We start from the raw sequence: 19,078 nt of genomic DNA, 5'->3' as shown, positions 1-19,078 counted from the left end.
CGCGTCAGAGGATGACGAGCACAACCGGAGCCGAGCGGTCTGTGCACGCCCGACGCGAGACATCCCATCTTCATCAGGGGCCATGGGCCGATTGCACGAAATTGTTCATCGCTATGAGGTGCTGACCTCGACCAATGATCGTGCGCGCGAGCTGGCCAATGCCGGTGCGCCCGAAGGGACGACCGTCATGGCCTGGGAGCAAACCGCCGGTCGCGGGCGTCAAGGTCGGGTATGGCATTCTCCTCGCGGCGCCGGGCTCTATCATTCGATCATCCTGCGACCGCCGATCTCTCCGGCTGAGGCCCCGCTTCTGGGGCTCGTGGCCGCCATCGCTGTGGCCGAGACGATCCGGGAGGACTATCACCTGCCGGCGGACATCAAGTGGCCCAACGACGTGCTCATCCACGACGGGAAAGTTGCCGGCATTTTGCTCGAACTGGATGCCGAAGGGGATCGCGTGCGCTATGTCATCCTGGGAATCGGCGTCAACCTGAATCAGACCAGCTTCCCGCCGGACCTCGGCCAACTGGCGACATCGCTCCGGCTGGAGACGGGCCAGATTCATGAGGCGGATCTTTTTCGCATGCGACTCTTCGCGCGACTCGACCAGTGGTATACGACGCTGCTCAGCCTGGGCCCCAGGCCGATCCTCGCTCGATATAGTGATCTCTCCAGCTATGTCTCGGGACGGATGGTTCAGGTCGAAGTGCAGGACGGCGTGATCGTCGGCCAGACCTGTGGGTTGAGCCCCGCCGGAGCGCTCCTGGTGCGCACGCCCTCGGGCGAGATCGAACAGATCATTACCGGCGATGTCAAACACCTCAGACCTGTGAACACTCCTCACGGCGAGATTCAGCGGTGACGAGGGAGCACTCGAATATCAGACAGTTTGTCTTCCTCGACGCCGGAGGGACGCTCCTTCGCATTGCCCGCCTGGAAGAGATCCTGGCTGAAGTCTGTGAGGAAGCGGGATTTCACATCGCACCCGAGGAGATGCGCCCCATCCTCGAACGGGCTATGGGCCGGATGACGACTCCGGGCCCGACCTCGCTCGATCTTCAAGCCCATCGCCGATGGTGGACGGAATTCGTTGAGGGAGTTCTCGACGAGGTGGGGTTCACCGGGTCGCGTCAGCAAGTGCTCGCCCAACTCTGGCGGGATTATCGCTCCGGTCACTGGGTTGGGCTCTTCCCCGATACGGTCGAGGCGCTCGATCTTCTGAGCGAGCATGGCTGGCGGCTCGGGGTCATTTCCAACTGGGATGACACGCTGGAAGAGTTTCTCGACCGTCTGCAAATCAGCCGGTATTTCGAGGTCGTGGTTTCCTCCTATCGCGTGGGCTACGAGAAGCCCGATGTGAGAATCTTCGAGCACGCTCTCACCGTTACAAAAGCCCACCGGGAATCCTCCTGGTTCGTCGGCGATAATCTTGAACTCGATCATGAAGGCGCGCAACAGGCCGGGTTGCGCACGATCCTCGTTGACTACGACGGTTATTACAGCGAGCTTGAGCGGACTCCCTGTCCGGTCGTAAGGAGTTTGAAAGAGGCCGCTCAGCTTATCATCGGGAGCCAGAGCGGCGCGCCATGATCAAGAGGGAAGAAGAAAGTTGCCGGTTCGGGCTGATATCATCAGGGTTAGAAAAGACCCTCTGAATTCGTCCTCCGGGGGGAATTGGGATCGCGCTGAGAGGGCGTGCGATCAGTTTCCCCGCGGCTTTGCCCTCTGAGCGAATCGGCGTGACCAGGCAAAGAGAAGGATCACGCTGATCAGGTTACAGCAGGCGGCGAAGCCAAAGCCATAAGCCGGACCAAGTGCCGTCCACATTGCTCCCACGACGAGACTCGACAGCAAGTCGCCCAGTCCGTTGGCTGCCGCCAGCGCTCCGAATCCCGTTCCTCGCACAGAGGCGGGAATGAGTTCCGCTGCTACGGTTGGTTCCATCGCTTCGATGCCCCCGACGGCCAGCCCCGTCAGTGCAAAGAGGGCGGTGAGAGACAGGAGATCAGCTTCCGCGACGGCGAACCCGGCGGCGCTCGCGGCGAAGAGAAAGTAACTCATGCCGAGCAGCGACGCGCTGCCAGCGCGATGCGTGAGCGAGCCGATGACGTAGGCGCTCGCCGCCTGCACAATGTTGAAGACGACGTAAAGGGCGATGGCCGTGTCGGCCTCTCCCGTCAGTTGAGTGGCTCGCAGAACCAGAAGCGTAGGAGCAAACTGACCGAGACCGAAAATTCCCGCGATGACGAGGAAGAGTAAAAAACTCCGAGGCAACGTCTTTACGTCCCCGATCAGTCGGCGATGGCGATCGGCCGGTCGGGGGATTTCCGAGACGAAGAAGGCGATGGCAGCGGCAGCCGCCAATCCCGGAATGAGTGTGAGAAGAAAGATCCGTCGGAAGCCCACACCCGCTTCAAGCAGCGCCAGGGCCAGCATGGGCGCGACAACAGCACCGATCGTATCGGCGGCTCGCTCGAAGCCGAAAACCTTTCCGTAAAACTCCCGCTCGGTACTGTCGGCGAGCAGAGCATTGCGGGCCGGCGTCCGCCAGCCGCGCGCCATCCAGGCCAGACCTCGACTCGCCAGAACCATCACCCAGGTGGTTGCCAGGGCGAAACTCGCCGTGGCCACGGTCGTCACGAGATAGCCGGAGACGGCTACCGGTTTACGACGCCCCACCCGGTCCGTCCACCACCCGCCGACGAGCTTGAAGTAACTTGCCAGCCCATCGGCAATTCCTTCAATGGCACCGAGCGCCAGCGCTGTCGCACCAATCTCGGTGGAAAGGAAGACGGGCAAAATCGTGGTCGCCATCTCGTGGCTGAGATCAGAACAGAGACTGGCCACGCCGATGGCCAGGACGCTCCGGGTCAACCACCTTCTTTGAGCCCGTGGAGCCATCGTCTCTCCAGCTCATCGGGGCAGATCCCGCTTCCCGTTCTCATTGTCTCCCGGCATCGTGGGCGTGGACCCCGCATTCCCAGAAACCGTCACCTGAATGAACGTGCGCGACTCGCCTTCGGTGAGAAAGACTCTGTAAGTTCGGCTTCCTTTCGTTCCCCGGAGCACCACACCACGTCCCGGATCATCGGTCATCTCGACCGGCCAGCCAGCCTCCCGCAGGCGATTCCGATAGAAATCGAGAACACTTGTCAGGACATCGGGTGAGGTGAGCGTCAGCGTGATCTCGGTCGGCGTTCTCTGACGAGTCATCAGGCGAGCACCGGGATAGGCGGGAAAATCGCCAAGAAGGGCCTTGACCTCGTCGGGTTCGATGCTTTTGCCCTCAGGGGAGAACGACTCGATTGGGGAAACTGAAGAGAACGTCTCGTCTGATGGTGTCGTCGCTTCGGAAGAGGGCGATGACTGCTCACCCTGAGCGGTTGTGGTCGTGGGTCCTGTCTCACGGGGAGGCGTCGCCGATTCACGACATCCCATAATCAATGCCGCCGGCGAAAGGGTGAGAGCAACAAGCAGTGCTACTGACGGACGCGCATCGGGACGTTTCATGAGCCCGCCTTTTTGAGAAGGTCGAGGGCGCGTTTGACCGAATACTCCGCCTTTTCCAGCGCCTGCCGGGCATCCGCCTGTGAGACCTGAGCGGTTGCCATGACCAGAGCCGTCTTCAAGTCCCAGCCGGTCTCCCCGAGCAGTTGCCAGGCGTCGTCTTCCCTGAGACCGGTCTGGCCGACGAGGATAGTCAGGGCGCGACGGCGCAGTTTCTCGTTTTTCAACTGGAGATTCGACATGAGATTGCCATAGGTGTAGCCCAGTCGAATCATGACTGTCGTGCTGATCATATTGAGGACGAGCTTTTGAGCGGTTCCCGCTTTCATTCGTGTGGAACCGGCGATGACTTCAGGTCCCACGATCGGCGTGATGGTGAGATCGGCCACGCGAGCGATCTCCGGATTAGGATTGCAGGCGATAGCAATGGTGATGGCACCAAGCGATCGCGCCGCCCGCAAGGCTCCGATGGTGAAGGGGGTGCGTCCGCTCGCCGATAATCCCACGACAGCATCGTGGGAAGTGACGCCGCGCTCCGCAATGGCCCGTGCTCCTTCGCCGGCATCGTCCTCGGCGGCTTCGACGGCGCGGTAACAGGCTTCGTATCCCCCGGCGATGATCGCTTGAACGAGATCCGGCGGCACGCCAAAGGTCGGCGGACATTCGGCTGCATCGAGCACGCCGAGACGCCCGCTCGTGCCCGTTCCCACGTAAAAAAGGCGGCCTCCCTGACGTAAGCAATCCACAATAGCATCGGTCGCAGCAGCGATGCGCTCGATCTCTCGGGCGACCGCCTCGGCGACCTGTTTATCCTCTTCGTTGATGAGACGAAGAATCTCCACCGTCGGCAGCGTATCAATGGCTGTCGTCCGGGGATTCACCTGTTCCGTGATCAGTTCATCCATATCTCAGGGAAGCCGGGGCTGCACCAGAGCGATGATCTGTTCGGCATAGTCGAGCGCCGGCCGCACCTCCTCTTCGGTGAACGATTTGTAGGGTCCCGCCGGAGGAGCCAGCGCATCGGGATACCTCGCAGGGATGGAATATTTGTCGAGCAGGTTCCCCCCCCACTCAACGACCGGTGCAAGCGCCACATCAATCGAAGCGGCCCCGGTCGCCAGTTCGGCAATTGAGTCAACGGGAATGTACCGCAGGTCCTGACCATAAAGGAACACCTGGAGTGCTGTCTGGGCGGGTTGCTCGGCCCTAAAGCAGGCATCCGACCAGAACCCCTTTTCCACGTGAACCCGTGTGACTGCCAGACTGTGGACATCTTGCTCGAACCACCGCCGAGCAGCTTCAGTCCGATTTTTCATAAAGGACATGTCCTTCTCGTTGAACCCGCTCGATAAAAGGATTCTCCTCCTCGATCATGGCCCGAAATTCCTCAGGGGTGTAAACGGAGAGGTCAACGGCCGGCAGCCACTTCACATAGTGAGCCGCCTCAACCAACCCTTGGACGATTCGCTTCTCGGGCTTCTTGATGATGACCGGATTGAAATCGCTGAACTCGTCGGCCTCTCCTCGAGAAACGGACCCGCAGAGAATGATCTTCTCTGGGTTGCAGGCTTTCAGCGCCTGAACGACCGCGCCCAGAAAACGATCGGTTGTCTCCCGGTCTAATGGCTCCAGCATCAGGGGGCAATTCTTTCAGGAATCGTAACGAGAATCAAGGAGAGCCCCGCGAGTGTGAGCGAAGGGAATGCACCTCTGGCCACCCAATTCGGCTGGCTAGATGAGGGGAAGCAGGTGCTTGCCCCTGGTCGTCGGAAGCCGAGTTCCTGAGGTTACAGGCGCAGCCTGCACCGGGAATCCGCTTCGCCTCTGGAAACGGGTTGTTGTCATCCGGACTGATGACCTGGGGCATCGCTGCTTCGACTCGCGGCAGTCCTAGGCCTTGCTTTCTCCCCGGAGAATGGATGGGAGCGGATGCCTCCGGTCGAGTCAGTGGCTTTCAACGCCGGGCCCGCTGGAAGCGGACCCTCACGGGCTTCATCGTTTCCCCGGAAGCCGCAGCCAACGCCATGAATAACTCCTCCGGCTCGGAGGATTGGCCCCTTCCCGATTAGTTACGCAAGATGCGTCCGCCTCCACGGGTTTTTGTGATTTTTGTTCACGCGGTTGTTCTCAGTTCAGGCTCAGTTGATAGTTCCCCGTCTCTCGCCCGTTATCATCGCTGACCAGAATCGTGAACCGTCCCGTCGTCGGCAACGTCAGGGTCAGGGTAACATCATTAAACGCGCTGGCCTGTTGAAGCCGTGTCCCGGCGGCATTGAACAGCTCAATGAGCGGGTTAAGGCTGCCGGACGTGCGCTGCATCCGAATGGTGACCGTCTGGCCCGCCCTGCCGTCGAATGTGTAGGCATCTATCTCCGCCGCCGCAGTGATGGTGGCCGTGGTCGTCTGGCCAAAATTCAGCGGAGTCGCCCCGACCGGGTCATTCAAGCGTTGTAAGCTAATCCCGTAGCCGCCCGTCTCGCGTCCATTGTCATCGCTCAGCAGGAGGGAGTACGTTCCGCTGGAGTTGAGGGTCTTATCGAGAATGGCAGCATCAAAGCCGGAGACCTGCGCCAACCGCACACCGGTGGAATCGAAGAGTTCGATCATCGGGTTGAGCGACCCCGATGACCGGCTCATGCGAACGCGCACCATATCGCCGGCATTGGCCATGAAGCTGTAAGCATCCAGTTCGGCGGCGACATTGATGGAAGCTGTGAGATTCTGACCGAACGTCAGTGATGTCGCCCCGACCGGGTCATTCAAGCGTTGCAAGCTAATCCCGTAGCCGCCCGTCTCACGTCCATTGTCGTCACCGACAGAAAGGAAAAAGCTGCCGCCTGCCTCAAGCGGCATGTCAAGCATCACGTTATCGAAGCCCGACGCTTCTCGAACCGGCCTTTGGTTCGCATCGAGCAATTGAATCCTCGGATTCAAGCTCCCCGAAGCGCGACTCATTCGCACCCGCACCACATCGCCCGCTTCTGCCCGAAAACTGTACGTGTCTGTTTCGCCTGGGGCCTCAATGGAGGCGGTGATCGTCTGGCCATACTGAATCGGTGGCACTGGCGGTGCCCAGACAACGGTCGCCGTGCAAGCGAATTGAGCATCATTGACCGAGCCGCTGGCCTGAATGGTATCGGTCCCCGCCATTCCATTGCTCACGTAGGTAAACGACGCTTGTCCCATGGTGTCGGTCATTGCGGAACCGCTCGCACCCGTGTTGGGCCCGTTGATAACCCTGGAGGTGACGGGCGCGCCGGAGACCGGGTTCCCATCTTGGACCACGGTCGCCGTCACCGTATGGCTGGAGCCCACCGGATTCGTCGCCATCGCGGGTCGGAGCGAGCATCTCATGCCAGCCACCTGAAATTCATAAGCGCCGATGTCAACTGTGGCTGTCCCATTGCCCTCCCCATCAACAATACGTTGTCTCCCATCCAGATCGGTCGTGAACTCCTGGATGGCCGGGTTGTCGCCCTTATCAATCGCTGGCGAGCTTTCCTGCAATCGGTAATTGTCGTTGACCGGATCGAGAAACCCGGGATCGCCGGTGATATTCCCGTTGCGACCGATGGAATTGAACCTGGTCTCTTGGCCAATAAGGCAGTGGCCAATGGTCGTTTGCCTGGCCGTGAGGCTTGAGCTAAAGTTTGAGTAAATGGCCAGGTCGCTCGATCCCCCTGATTCTGTCACGATGGTGTTAGCCAGCAGCGCTCGGCTTTGCGCATCCCCAAACCCGAAACCGATTCCGAAGCGAGCGCTGTTGACAACTGTGTTGTTGACAATGGTGAATTGATTGATGGTGTTGGTTGATCCCACAATCTGCATCCCGTCACCACCTTCGGGAATGGTCGTACCGCTCCTGACGATCAGATTATTGATGATCCGGATGATGCTGGTGCGCGTGATGGCACTCTCGCTCTGGGGGAACGTTCCGATGGAGAGTCGCCCGATGTTGATAAACCTATTGCTCAGAATGTCAGCAGAGGCGCCCGTGAGCTGGATGCCATCGGAGAACTCTCCATTCATCGGGCCACCGCGAAATTCATTTCCGGCTATAGTTGCCGATGCACCAAAGGACAGGTCGATGCCGGAGCCACCGAGATTCTCAAGCCTGCACGTTCGGATTGTCGCTGTATCATCGTTGTTCAACACAATCGCTGTGCCGGGGATCGCCTCGAACCGACAGTCCTGAATCATCAGGTTCTTGACCGCTCCGGGTGTCGTCAGACCATCGCCAGTTCCACCCATGATGATCAAGCCGCGAATGATGACATTCTCAGCACCAAAGACGCGAATGATGGAACTCGATGTGGCGGTGAGCGTGGGCGTTTGTCCCTCTCGGGCCCGGAGCGTCAGCCCGTTCTTGTTTGAGGGGATCGTCAGGCTCTCTGAGTAAACGCCGCTATCAATGATCTCGACCGTGTCTCCTGGACTCGCGGCGTTGATGGCGGCTTGAATCGAGGTGAAATCCGCCGCGCCCGTCGTCTGCGAAACCGTCAGCGTTCGGGGCTGAACAGCCGCCGTCGTCCCGAGCCTCGGAGCCCACACCGAGGCCAGGGAAAAAACAACACCAACGATCATGAAAATTCGTCGTCTCATAACATCTCCTTTTTGATACGAATCGTACCTTTGCTGCGACGGGGCTCTTTCGAGACCCTCATAACTTAGACAGTGGAAACCGATCCTTCTTACGCGGGTTTTTCGGGGGAATCACTCATGAACCGGCGTGGTTCCGTAAAGTGGGTTCTGGCTGAGCCTCCGGTCATTAGGCCTCACCCCGAACCCCTCTCCCTCTCGCGGGGGAGAGGGGGGGTGCGGTGAGGGTGACCACGGATACCACTCCCCAGTTTTGGGGACCGCACCCCTCATGAACCGGCGTTCACCACGCACGAGGAAAATCGGGACGCGTCCGTTGACGGCGGACTCGACCAGCACGCCGGAGGCGTGCGCTCCCAGGGATTATCGGAGGAGCAACAATTGAGCCACAACGAGGCAAAGAGTGAGCGGATAATTTTGGTTATGGGGTGAACATGTACGCCTTCTCCTCAAAGACGACGATCAGCTAGGGACCGACTTCGACGTAACGAGCCGGGTTTGCGGCGAGGAGTTCATTGTAAACAGGGCTCTTTTTGACCTCGACGAGCGGGAGTTCACGAGCCGGTTCGTATTCCGTGTCAATCCGGACATCGTTTTGGAACCGGAATTCCATATTCCCGACAATTTTCCGGGCCCCGCGCCGCACACGCAGAGTTTCATCCGGTTCGGGGACTCCGGGTGTTCGACGCGGACCTGGCTCGGCTTTTGGTGCTCCACCTCACGCGGAGTGACTGCAGGCGCCTGGACTTCGCCTGGTCGAGGAGGTTTCGACAGTGCATGACCGGCCGAGGGAGCGGAGGATGGCGACGTCCAGGTAGCTTCAGGCGCTGGGCCGGATTTCTCCACCAGCATAAGTGTCGTCGCTGTGATGGCCCCGATCAAGCCCGCAACGCGGAGCAGTGCCCAGGCCGGTCGCCACCGAGGACTCAGACCAAAGAGCCGGAGTGCGGTTTCCCCTTTCCCCGCCGCCGGCTGAAGGGTCGGCTCCATTGTGAGGCAGCTCGCAAGTATTCGGCCACTACGGACTGGCACTCCTGGCAACCGGCCATATGCGATTCGACCTGACTACGCGCAGTGCCGATCCGTGCGCCTTCGACGAGGGCGGCCATCTCATTTTCGTCCGGCTGAGCCGTGGTTGTTCTGTTGATTATCGCCTCTCCTGAGGAACAGCTTGTGAGACCCTTCCACAGCAAGGGGCCGTCCCACTGTTTAGACACCGCCCGCCTGTTTTTCTACCCCTTTTTAAACGCCTCAGCCATGCCCACGAAATACGCCAAAAACACGAAACCAAAGGGAGAAAAAGGTGAAGGAGGGGCTGGTTCTCTCTCCGCCCTTCATCCTTCCATCATTTTGGGCGTGCTTCGAGTCTTCCGTGGGATGAGCAGTTACCTTTTTCTATCATTTCAGCACGCTCTTGAGATCAAAATCCAGATCCGCAGGCAGATGGGCCATCAATTCCTGCGCGGCGGGGAAACTCAATCCAAATTCGCGTTTGATCTTTGCCTGCACGCTCTGACGAATTCGCTCGCGCAGCGCCTTCAGTTGCCGACTGACGCTGGCTTCGGTGACATGATACACCGCCGCCATCTCTCGCAGCGTGAGACCCTGTTCATAGTAGAGCAGCAGCAACAGTTTGTATTTCGGTGCCAGGCCCTCGATGGTTCGCTTGACTGCCTCAACGACGAGCTTCCGCGATGAAGCATCCTCATCCGGTGTCACCGTGTGATGCTTTTCCAGCTCATGCGGCGTATCATTCTGGATGGAAGCTATCGGTTTCGCGCTTTTGATCGCATTCACAGCGGCGTGAGCGATCACCGTACCAAGCCACGTGCGTAGAGTGCTCAATCCTTCGTACGTCCTGATCTTGCCGTGCTGCCAAAGATCGGCGACGATCTGCTGCGCCAGGTCTTCAGCTTCGGCTGAGCCGGGCATCGAGCGGCGCGCGAACTCCTCGATGAATGCGAAATGCGCACGGGCGAACTCCTCCCACGCCACCTCCTCTCCCCGGCCGCAGGCTTGCGCCAGATAGAGTTCATCAAGTTGAAGGCGCTCGATGAATTTCAATACGGCGTTCTCATTGTGTGCTTCGTGCCCCAGGCGCTTCTCAGCAATCACGAGCACGTGCTCCAGAAGCTCTGCCGGAGCGAACGCAAAACGGCCCACGCGGATGGCTTCCTCCAGGACGCGCCGCACCTTCTGTCGCAACTGCTCGGAAGCGATGAATTGAGTCTCGGTGGCCATTCTCAGCGATCCGCTCCGTGTCTTCGTGCCTTTGGCTTTCATCTATCTCGCTTCGCCGACAAGCTCGAACGCCGCCCAGAGTGCCAGATGGCGGACCCGTCGGAACGTCGCCCGCTCTGCCGCTCGCAGCGCTTGAGCTTTGTTGAGCCGACGACCCAGGCCCTCGTATAATCGTTCCATCAGATAGGTGGTGACCCTGTCACTCACACCCCAACGGCTGACCCCCGGCGAGGTCATCCCAGCGTAGAGGAACGCCCGCGTCAGACCAATGATCCCATCGCCCGAGAGTTTGCCCAGTCCGGTCGAACAGCCGCTCAGCACCGTCAGAGCCGCATGCAAATCGAGGCCGAACGCTTCGCTGACTTTCAGCCATCCACTCTCTCCATCACCATCGGAGAGAAGCAACGCTGATTCCCAGGAACGATCGTCATAGATCAGTCCGCGAACGGCGAAGTGCAAGATGGATTGGCCCGGGCTGAGACGTTTCACGTTCGACTCGCTTGCCGTCCTGCCCACAGGTACCGACGTTCGCGCCCGAGGAAAGAGACGACTAATCTGTGGCTCTTCCGTGCGCGCACCGGGAAGCTCGTCGAGGGCGGCATTCTCCGGCAGGTGTGGATCGGCCACGACCAGCAGGTGCGGCCGGTTGGGGAGACGACCCACCGCTTCTTCTCCGTCGTGTAACGTAACACGCTGATGGAGGGGACCGATACCAGCGTGTGTTTCTCGATCAAGTAGCGACCGCGTTCGTCTTTCACTGTGGCGAAAGGAATCAGAAACAGCACACCGTGAGGAGTGACGTAAACCAGCTCTTGAGGATCACGGGGCAAATCGGCAACCACGGGCGCAACCGTCAGGCGATGAATTTCCGCAAGCCGCGCCTGCACCGGCCGCAGGTGGCGAAGCGTCGCCGCGTCAACGTCATGGAGCTGCACATGGAGACCACGCACCATCTGCCGTAACGGCTCACGCCCGATTCTCACGACGACATTCTTGATCTCCGCTGACGGCTTGATCACCCAGATGAAAAGCTGCTTCTCGGTGACAAAATACTCAACCATCGTTGCGTGAAGGCGCTCGATGACAGCTCGGATTTGCGGGAAGGAGAGCGGCTCGGCTACGATCAGGCTGGTCAGCTCACCTCGTTCGTCTTGTAGAGAACGGACGCGACGGGTCAATTCATTCTCAGCGGCCGCGCGTTTTTGTGCTAGCTCCATACGAACCGCTACATCGAGCGGATTCATTCCCGCCTGTGCCCGCAGGCGGGCTTCCATCTGACGAATCTCGGGCAACCGAGCCGCGTCCGCCGGTTTCGCCTTAATCTGCCGGGCCGCCAGAAGATCAGTGAGAGCACGGCTGCGGGCGGCCTCGGCCACTTCTAAGGCCTCCACCGCTCGCCCTTGCTCATGCAGAAGATCGGCGAGTTCGTGAAAGGCCGCCTGCCGCGCGTCGAGATAACCAATCTTACTCATGTCTGTCAGGACGCGCAGTCGAATACTGTTGATCGTCTCGACGCTTGCCCGCAGATGCGCGAGCGCCTCCTCCGCTTGATTGCGGGGGCGACCGGCGCGCGCCAGCGGCAACTGGGCATTCCACCGAGGTTCTGGATTGCCAGTTTCCTCAGCGAGCATCAGCGCCTGCCGACTCAATCCTCGTGCTGTTGGCGCATCACCTTCTTGCAAGCCGACATCCGCCAGTGCTGCAAGCGTTGAACCCTCCTGAGTCTTGGCCTCGATCTCTCGCTGTAGCTTCAGGGCTTGCTCGTAGTGCGCTCGCGCTTTCTTCACGTCACCAAGCAGCCGATGAACATCACCCGGGGTTTTCAATGTGAGGCCTTCGCTATGGCGGCTGCCGATTTGGCGCGCGGTCTGAAGTCCCCTCTGGAGATAGTCGAGCGCGCCAGTTATCGCCCAAGGCTTTGTACGACTCGCCGAGATTGTTAAGCAGAATGCTTTGACCCCGTCGCTCGCCCATTTCGCGCGCCAGTGCCAGCGATTGATCATAAGACTCGATCGCACGTTCATCCTGTCCCAGCGGCTCGTAGGCGACTCTGATGTTGTTGAGTATGACCGCTTGGAAATATTTATCATTGGCTCCACGGCTTCCTTCGAGGGCAAGCGCGTAGGAATCGAGCGCTTCTCGATACCGGCCAAGATTCTTCAGGGTAACGCCGATTTCATTGAGTGAGCGGTAAAGGGTGGAATCTTTTAACTCCTCGAACACCGGTTGGGCTTTCCGGGAGTACTCTAAGGCTTGGCGGTAGTCTCCCATCAGGTCCCACACGCTGCCCATCGTTACCCACGTCCGCGCCACTACCTGCCTATCGCCTGAGGCGTAGTAAACGGCTAAAGCTCGCTCACTAGAGTTGAGCGAATCGGCATAGGCGCCGATGTTTTTATAGACCTGGGCGATACCACGCGAGGTTTCAGCCTCAAAGAACCGATTGTGCAGCGCCCGGCTCGGTTCAAGGGCACGCTGGTAATGCTTGAGCGATTGCTGATAATCGTTATGCTGAAAATAACCCGTGCCCGTGTGAAAGAGCACCTCCACGAGCACCGTGCGGTCACCCGTTGATCCCACTTCCACGAGCAACGCTTGCAAGGGCTTCAAAGCGTCGGCCGGAGCGTGGCGCTTCAGCAGGGTCGCTGCTTCGTTCACACGTGCCCTGATGGATTCAGTCGGTGCCTGACCGGAGGCTGGTGGAGATTCCAGATAGCTTTGCGCCCATACGCCTGCCTGAGCGAGGGGAAGAACGAATATGGGCTTCACCGCTCTTTTCATCGAACACCCGTCACCAAATTATGGGCGACGCGGCAGAGAAGTCAAACTCTTGCTCGCTATCATTCGTAGGTCTCGTGAAGGTCGGATAAACCGTGCATGTCTCCCTTTGGGGAGAGAGACCAAAAAATGAAAAAAGTCCCTGAGTGGCCGGGGACGTGTTCAATCAGTACACTCCCGAGCCGAGACTTTCGTGCAGCGGCACTTGTTGCTCGTCAGTGGGTGGTGGGTCAGGCTACAATAGCCTGTCATGAACGAGAAGGACTTGCGAGCGTTACTTCTGGCTTTTAAAGAGGGAGATGTCGGGCTGGATGAGATAATCGAGCGGCTGAGGACCCTCCCTTATGAGGATCTCGGCTACGCCCGAATTGATCATCACCGCCATCTCCGCCAGGGATTCCCCGAGGTCGTTTTCGGAGAAGGGAAGACGCCCGAGCAGATCGCCGAAATTGTGGCCCGGCTGCTCCGGCAGAGTCCGACGGCTCTGGTCACGCGCACAACGGAGGAGGCGTACGGCGCCGTTCGAGCTATCGCTCCCGACGCCGTTTATCATCCGGTCCCGCGATTGATCACCATCAACCGCCGACGGGAGGAAGCCCCCGAAGGATTGGTCCTCGTGGTCTCGGCGGGAACGGCGGATATTCCCGTCGCCGAAGAAGCGGCGGTGACGGCGGAAACGATGGGTGCGCGCGTGGAACGGATCTTCGATGTCGGCGTGGCAGGAATCCACCGGCTCTTTGGCGTGTGGGATCGGCTTCAGGCCGCGCGAGTGATCGTTTGTGCTGCCGGGATGGAGGGCGCATTGCCGAGCGTCGTCGCGGGACTGGTGGCCGTGCCGGTCATCGCCGTGCCCGTCAGCACGGGCTACGGCGCGAGTTTTCGCGGGCTGGCGGCGCTTCTGGGAATGCTCAATAGTTGTGCCGCGAATGTCGTGGTCGTCAATATTGACAACGGCTTCGGCGCGGGTGTCGTTGCCAGTCTCATCAATCGTTCTCGCCCGGTGGCTTGAGCGTGAGAGCAAGCGGAGTGCCGCTTTCTTGTCTCCATAGCGAGAGAAAGTTCAATAGCGAGAGGGATCATCCAGTTGAACGGTTCCCAACAATCGCCCGGCCCCTCCTGTTGATTGCGTGGAGCTATTTTCCGGCGCACGACCGGATCTGGCTGCCGGAAGTCGTCGAGTGATGAAATAGCCGAATACCGATCTCCCGTCAGTGCCGGTGATGAAGAACGCACCGATGTTTGACACCCGAAGGGTTGTTCGTCCCCCACCGGGCGGGCTCGTCGGGTCGAAAAGAGGAATAGGGACGATGCGTGGGCTCTCATTGATCGGATAGAGATCGCTGCGAACGTACCAGCCGGTAGCTCCGCGCACGAGTCGCGCCGAGGGATCTTTAGCGATCAGCTCCTGGATGCCCTGACGCGTCGGCCCGACCATATTCCCCGGTTCCGTCGTCACGTAGTCTCCAACCGAAAGCGTCCCGTTCCACCCGTTAGCAATGTGATCCCGATAGTCGTTAGCTCCGCGACCGTCGAAGGCGACAGCGTAAAAATTACCGGGAAATCGGGGATTGTCGGATTTCAACTCGACGGGTCGCCCGTTAACGTCGCGGGGAGCAATAAAGCCCGTCGGCGAGCCGTAGGAACAATCCGTGTACCCGCTCAGGTCAACGTTTTCGAAGCTCGCGTCGTAAGGTGAACGATAGTAGTCCCTGTCGCGGATCCCATTCCAGACATGGGGTTGAGGGTCGAAGGGTCCATGGTCCTCATCGAATGGTGTCACGCAGGTGGATCCGTGCGCAAATTGATCGGGCGGCATGAAGGGACGCCATCCGTAGCTTCCGCCGGTGGCGGGGGCTGCGCGAGCGACCGCGACAGCACGCACCCGGACCTGTCTCAGACCAAACACGACGCCGAAGAATGTCGGAGCCGGTCGCGTGGCCTCCACCTTGATGACCGATCGTTCCGGAAACGTGATCTCGTCGGTGGAGAGGCTGAGGGGCTCGTTGCCCACAATGTTTTTGGCGGCATATTCCATGGCCAGGCGCATGGCCTGTCCGTTGGGAGAATGATCGCCCGGCTGCGCGAGCAGTCCCTGAGCGCCTGCCAGCGCAGCCGCGTCAACGGCATTCTGCAATTGCCCCTTGAAGACGTAAAGATAACCGACATCAATGGCCAGCGCGGCGGCCCCCATAACCGTCACCGCTCCAGCAGCCAGCATGGCAAGGATCGTACCTCGATTTCTCTTTGCCTTATCCATAATCCTCCCCCATTGTCTGGGCTACTGTCTGCGCTCCCCGCAAAGACAGTGCAACTTCTGTGCCAGTTGATCCTCCTGGTGTTCCAACACGCCCTCGTTGAACACAGCATCCTGTTACCGGTCATAGGGATGCGAAACGGGCTCCTGGCCCAACCCATCCGCCCCCTGATTTCATCGGCGAAAAGCCCGGAACGGAACTTTTCCACCTTTGAGACATGGGCCAAATTTGACCTTAGTTGGAGATTGAGGCATTGTCAGGGTTGCGTTGAAGATGCCCTCTACCGGACGCTTGATGGGTTCACTTCCAAAGACGTGCCTTGTTTGGTTTGCTGTTGAAGACACCTCCAGAACCACGATTATTTATCCTCTCGCCGGGCCGGCGTCCGGTCGCGTGCTTCGGTTCGAAGGCGCATATCAGCCGTGTGTGTCGGTGATGGCTCTGGCCGGAAGGACCTCTTGAGGACGGAGAAGCGCCCGTTTTCTACCCGTACTCATGGCTGGCTGGTGAATGAGTGGTTTATACTCTCCGAACGTAGAAGCGTCCGTGATGTGAACATCTGTATGGGAGGGGCATATTTTCAAGAGTCGGTACATCCTTGGCGTGGAGGGGGTGGGGTGTTGAGATGAGGCTTGTTCAGGTCAACGATCATGGAGTGATGGTCGGTGGAGTGGAGTCCTATATGGCCGATTTGTCCGATTTACTGGAGAGTGCTGGCATCGAAGTGATTCAGGTCTACGGGATCGCTTCACCGCACGAAAGCCCGAGCGGCGGGGAATCTCGCCCGCAACGCCTTCTCGGCGACTGTTGCCCCCTCACGCGGCGGAGGGTTTTCTGTCCTGATCTGTTGCGACCGCATCTGGGTGTGCGTGAGCGCCATCGGTTGCGCCAGCTCGTCGAAGCGCTTTCTCCCGATGCGATTCTCGTCCATCACATTGAGAGTCCCGATGTCCTGGAGTTTTTCTGCACTGTACGCCCGACGGTGCAGTTCGTTCACGTTCCAAGCCGGTTCGTCTGTCCCGGCCGCGGGAAGTTTTATGCCAAGGGTCATGTGCCCTGTCACCGTCCGTTTGGACCGTACTGCCTGATCGCTCCCTTTCGTCACGGCTGTGGCAGTCGTCGTCCGTGGACGATCTTGAGCAACAGTTGGCTGACCCGGCGGTGGATAAGTGCGACTCAGCACTTGCGTCGGATCCTGGTGGCCAGCGAGTACATGAAACGAGAACTGGAGGCCGTCGGCATCCCGGCAGAGAAGATCGTCGTGAATCCGCTCTTTTTTTCCTCAGACCGTGCGGAGGACGAGGCTCGCCGACCATCTGATGGAGCGGCGGTGCCTCTCTTCCGCTCCGACGCAGTTCCCATCGTTCTCTTCTGCGGACGAATGTACGACTACAAGGGAGCAGACTATCTGCTCGATGCATTAGCGCACGTGAAGGCTCTGGTTCGGGCCATCTTCATTGGCGACGGACCCGAACGAGCGAGGCTTCAGCGGAAATCGAAGGAACTTGGCTTGCATCATAACGTTGACTTTCCCGGGTGGCTCGACCGACGAGAGGTGAAACAGCTCTATCGTTGGGCGCGGGTTCTGGTCATGCCCTCGCTCTGGCCTGAGCCCTTCGGTCGGGTTGGGATCGAAGCAATGGCCGAGGGCGCACCGGTAGTTGCTTTTGGAGTCGGAGCCATCCCGGAATGGCTTGCTGACGGTGAGGTGGGGTTTCTCGTCGAACCCAGAAATGTGCGGCAGTTAGCCGAAAAGATCGAACGCTTGGTGACGGACGATGATCTCTTCCAGAGGATGTCAGCGCGCGCCCGGTCGCTGGTGGCCGAGCGCTTCAGCCCGGAAGGCCATCTCCACCGGTTACTCGATGTGATGATCTCGGCTCAGCGGTGAAGTGGCTTGTGTCCCATTTTCTTGCGGTCGCGTGAGGGTTCTCTTAAAATGCCCGCGAGGGTTTCACGAGGAGAGGGACGCCAGATGGTGGCGCGCATCAAAACGATTTTGGCCTTTGTCCTCGCGATTGCGTTTTTGACCTCTGGCAGTCGCGGGCAAGAACCGTTATTCGAGCCCTGGCAGTTCGCTCGCCTGATGAAGAGCGAGCCATTTGGTCCGTGGTGGTGGGTATTCTGGCAGCGCGCGTATCCGCTGGGATACATTCCCGAAGGAGCAGAACTTCGTGCCTTCCGCCAGATCGAGCAGTGGAAGGCGGCGCATCGTGCCGATGTCTCCTTTGCTCTCGCTCAGGAGGAGAACCGGTGGATCAGCATCGGTCCGGCCCCGATCCTCGGCGGACAGGTGGGAGCCCGGGGAAACGCCCGGCCCATGAGCGGGCGCGTCACGGCCGTGGCCGTTGATCCCGGCAATCCTGCTCGATGGCTCGTCGGAGGAGCGCAAGGGGGCGTCTGGCAAACGCGCGATGCCGGAACGAGCTGGGAGCCGCTCACGGACGATCAACCGGCGCTCGCCATCGGAGCGATCGCTTTTGCTCCGAGCGATCCCCACATCATCTACGTGGGAACGGGAACGGCCGTGTTTGCTGCATCATCTTTTGCCGGAGCGGGGCTCCTGAAATCCACTGATGGTGGAACGACGTGGCAGCTTGTCGCACCATCTGCCCTCGCTCGCGTCAGTTTTAGTGATATAAAGGTTGATCCGCTCGATGCCAATCGCCTGACCATCGCAACCGCTATAGGGATTGCCGGTCGTGGACGTGACCGCCCCCCTCAGATTCCCCCTACGGGTATCATGACTTCAACGGACGGAGGTCTCACGTGGACGGTGCGATTGAGCGGCCTGGCAACGGACGTGGAGATTGATCCTCGAACGTTCCAGCGTCAGTTTGCCGCTCTGGGAAGTCCTTTCGGAAGTTCGGCCAACGGTCTCTATCGTTCTACCGATGCGGGTCAAACGTGGACGCAAATTAACGGGCCATGGAAGGAAATTCGAGGTGGCGTGGGGCGCATCGAACTCGCTCTGGCCCCCTCAGATCCCAATACGCTCTACATCAGCGTTCAGGACGCCGTTGACGGAGTTCGCGCCGATGGAGGATTGCTCGGCCTCTGGCGTACCTCCAATGCGTGGGATGAGAAGCCGACATGGACCGCCATTGGGGTCGAAGCAACGGACGATGGGTCGGGTCTGCATGGCTATTGCGGCTGGGATCCGGCCTTCCGAACTGCCAGCGATCAGTGCTGGTTTGATCACGAACTGAGCGTGGATCCGAGCAATCCCGATATCCTCTATGCCGGAGGCATTCCCCTGTGGAAGTATGACGGGGTCCGCTGGACCGAAGTGAGCAAGACGGTTGGGGATCCGTTGAGGGGGATTCACGTGGACCAGCACGCCATGGCCTGGGCCGGTCGCCGATTAATCGTGGGCAACGATGGAGGCGTCTGGAGCACCGAGGATGGAGGTGAGACCTGGGAGCATCACAATACCACGCTGGCCATCACCCAGTTTTACGAGGGTTCGATTCACCCCGATGGAGTTCTCGCTCTGGCAGGAAGCCAGGATAATGGGACGGAAGTGTGGCAGGGGGACATGGCCTGGCGATGGATTCGTGGCGGAGATGGGGCGGACACGGCCATTTCCTCCACGCGTCCGGATACCGATTGGGCGCTCTCCGGTCAGAATCTTGCTCTTCGGCGAACCCGTGATGCGGCCAGGACGATCACCGTCGCCGATTCAGGAATTGATAAGA

General features: G+C 59.5%; 17 protein-coding genes and 1 pseudogene. 6 read left to right on the top strand and 12 right to left on the bottom strand.

Features of this window, described 5'->3' with window-relative positions; all coding sequences use genetic code 11:
• Positions 1–82 precede the first annotated feature (82 nt).
• Together VNM72_03710 and VNM72_03705 are read left to right on the top strand one after the other, a co-directional pair.
• Positions 83–862, top strand: coding sequence for a biotin--[acetyl-CoA-carboxylase] ligase (locus tag VNM72_03710; GenBank protein HXF04504.1), 780 nt, complete (start codon positions 83–85; stop codon positions 860–862).
• The gene (locus tag VNM72_03705; GenBank protein HXF04503.1) at positions 859–1,590 is read left to right on the top strand and encodes an HAD-IA family hydrolase; all 732 of its coding nucleotides are present in this window, start codon (positions 859–861) and stop codon (positions 1,588–1,590) included. The genes VNM72_03710 and VNM72_03705 overlap by 4 nt, the downstream gene beginning before the upstream one ends.
• A 111-nt stretch (positions 1,591–1,701) precedes the next feature.
• Here the strand turns inward: VNM72_03705 and VNM72_03700 are convergent, their stop codons facing one another.
• From VNM72_03700 to VNM72_03680, 5 genes are read right to left on the bottom strand one after another with little or no spacing between them, the layout of a single operon-like run.
• The gene (locus VNM72_03700) at positions 1,702–2,901 is read right to left on the bottom strand and encodes an MFS transporter (protein HXF04502.1); all 1,200 of its coding nucleotides are present in this window, start codon (positions 2,899–2,901) and stop codon (positions 1,702–1,704) included.
• A 12-nt stretch (positions 2,902–2,913) separates the two neighbouring features.
• Positions 2,914–3,510, bottom strand: coding sequence for a hypothetical protein (locus tag VNM72_03695; GenBank protein ID HXF04501.1), 597 nt, complete (start codon positions 3,508–3,510; stop codon positions 2,914–2,916).
• The gene (gene murQ / locus VNM72_03690) at positions 3,507–4,412 is read right to left on the bottom strand and encodes an N-acetylmuramic acid 6-phosphate etherase (protein ID HXF04500.1); all 906 of its coding nucleotides are present in this window, start codon (positions 4,410–4,412) and stop codon (positions 3,507–3,509) included. Before murQ ends, VNM72_03695 begins: the two co-directional genes overlap by 4 nt.
• A 3-nt stretch (positions 4,413–4,415) precedes the next feature.
• Entirely contained in the window at positions 4,416–4,823 is a 408-nt protein-coding gene (locus VNM72_03685) for a HEPN domain-containing protein (protein ID HXF04499.1), read from the bottom strand.
• Positions 4,807–5,142: a nucleotidyltransferase domain-containing protein gene (locus VNM72_03680; GenBank protein HXF04498.1), complete on the bottom strand. Its 336-nt coding sequence runs from the start codon at positions 5,140–5,142 to the stop codon at positions 4,807–4,809. The genes VNM72_03685 and VNM72_03680 overlap by 17 nt, the downstream gene beginning before the upstream one ends.
• 284 nt (positions 5,143–5,426) lie before the next feature.
• On the opposite strand from VNM72_03680, the gene VNM72_03675 reads away from it, so the two are divergent.
• Positions 5,427–5,576: a hypothetical protein gene (locus VNM72_03675; protein HXF04497.1), complete on the top strand. Its 150-nt coding sequence runs from the start codon at positions 5,427–5,429 to the stop codon at positions 5,574–5,576.
• Positions 5,577–5,634: 58 nt separating this feature from the next.
• Here VNM72_03675 and VNM72_03670 read toward each other — a convergent pair whose 3' ends face one another.
• From VNM72_03670 to VNM72_03645, 6 genes and pseudogenes are all read right to left on the bottom strand, one after another.
• Positions 5,635–8,109, bottom strand: a complete 2,475-nt coding sequence (locus tag VNM72_03670; GenBank protein ID HXF04496.1) for a right-handed parallel beta-helix repeat-containing protein — start codon at positions 8,107–8,109, stop codon at positions 5,635–5,637.
• A 463-nt stretch (positions 8,110–8,572) separates the two neighbouring features.
• The gene (locus VNM72_03665) at positions 8,573–8,719 is read right to left on the bottom strand and encodes a hypothetical protein (GenBank protein HXF04495.1); all 147 of its coding nucleotides are present in this window, start codon (positions 8,717–8,719) and stop codon (positions 8,573–8,575) included.
• Between the two features lie 785 nt (positions 8,720–9,504).
• Positions 9,505–10,389, bottom strand: a complete 885-nt coding sequence (locus VNM72_03660) for a sigma-70 family RNA polymerase sigma factor (protein HXF04494.1) — start codon at positions 10,387–10,389, stop codon at positions 9,505–9,507.
• Positions 10,390–10,974: a CHAT domain-containing protein gene (locus VNM72_03655; GenBank protein HXF04493.1), complete on the bottom strand. Its 585-nt coding sequence runs from the start codon at positions 10,972–10,974 to the stop codon at positions 10,390–10,392.
• Positions 10,975–11,030: 56 nt separating this feature from the next.
• A pseudogene (locus VNM72_03650) lies at positions 11,031–11,300 on the bottom strand (CHAT domain-containing protein).
• An 886-nt stretch (positions 11,301–12,186) separates the two neighbouring features.
• A complete protein-coding gene (locus tag VNM72_03645; GenBank protein ID HXF04492.1) occupies positions 12,187–13,128 on the bottom strand; it encodes a tetratricopeptide repeat protein in 942 nt (313 codons plus the stop codon).
• A gap of 247 nt (positions 13,129–13,375) precedes the next feature.
• Here VNM72_03645 and larB point away from each other — a divergent pair, with 247 nt between their 5' ends.
• The gene (larB, locus tag VNM72_03640; protein HXF04491.1) at positions 13,376–14,134 is read left to right on the top strand and encodes a nickel pincer cofactor biosynthesis protein LarB; all 759 of its coding nucleotides are present in this window, start codon (positions 13,376–13,378) and stop codon (positions 14,132–14,134) included.
• A gap of 51 nt (positions 14,135–14,185) precedes the next feature.
• On the opposite strand, the gene VNM72_03635 is transcribed toward larB, so the two are convergent.
• The gene (locus VNM72_03635; GenBank protein HXF04490.1) at positions 14,186–15,382 is read right to left on the bottom strand and encodes a Tad domain-containing protein; all 1,197 of its coding nucleotides are present in this window, start codon (positions 15,380–15,382) and stop codon (positions 14,186–14,188) included.
• Between the two features lie 623 nt (positions 15,383–16,005).
• Here VNM72_03635 and VNM72_03630 point away from each other — a divergent pair.
• Both VNM72_03630 and VNM72_03625 read left to right on the top strand, forming a co-directional pair.
• A complete protein-coding gene (locus VNM72_03630; protein ID HXF04489.1) occupies positions 16,006–17,271 on the top strand; it encodes a glycosyltransferase family 4 protein in 1,266 nt (421 codons plus the stop codon).
• An 84-nt stretch (positions 17,272–17,355) separates the two neighbouring features.
• The coding region (locus VNM72_03625; protein ID HXF04488.1) for a sialidase family protein at positions 17,356–19,078 on the top strand (1,723 nt) is incomplete at its 3' end.

The sequence above is a fragment of the Blastocatellia bacterium genome (assembly GCA_035573895.1).
Taxonomy (GTDB): Bacteria; Acidobacteriota; Blastocatellia; order HR10; family HR10; genus DATLZR01.
Note: the sequence above shows the minus strand (reverse complement) of the source record. Positions and strands in the feature narration are given on the sequence as shown.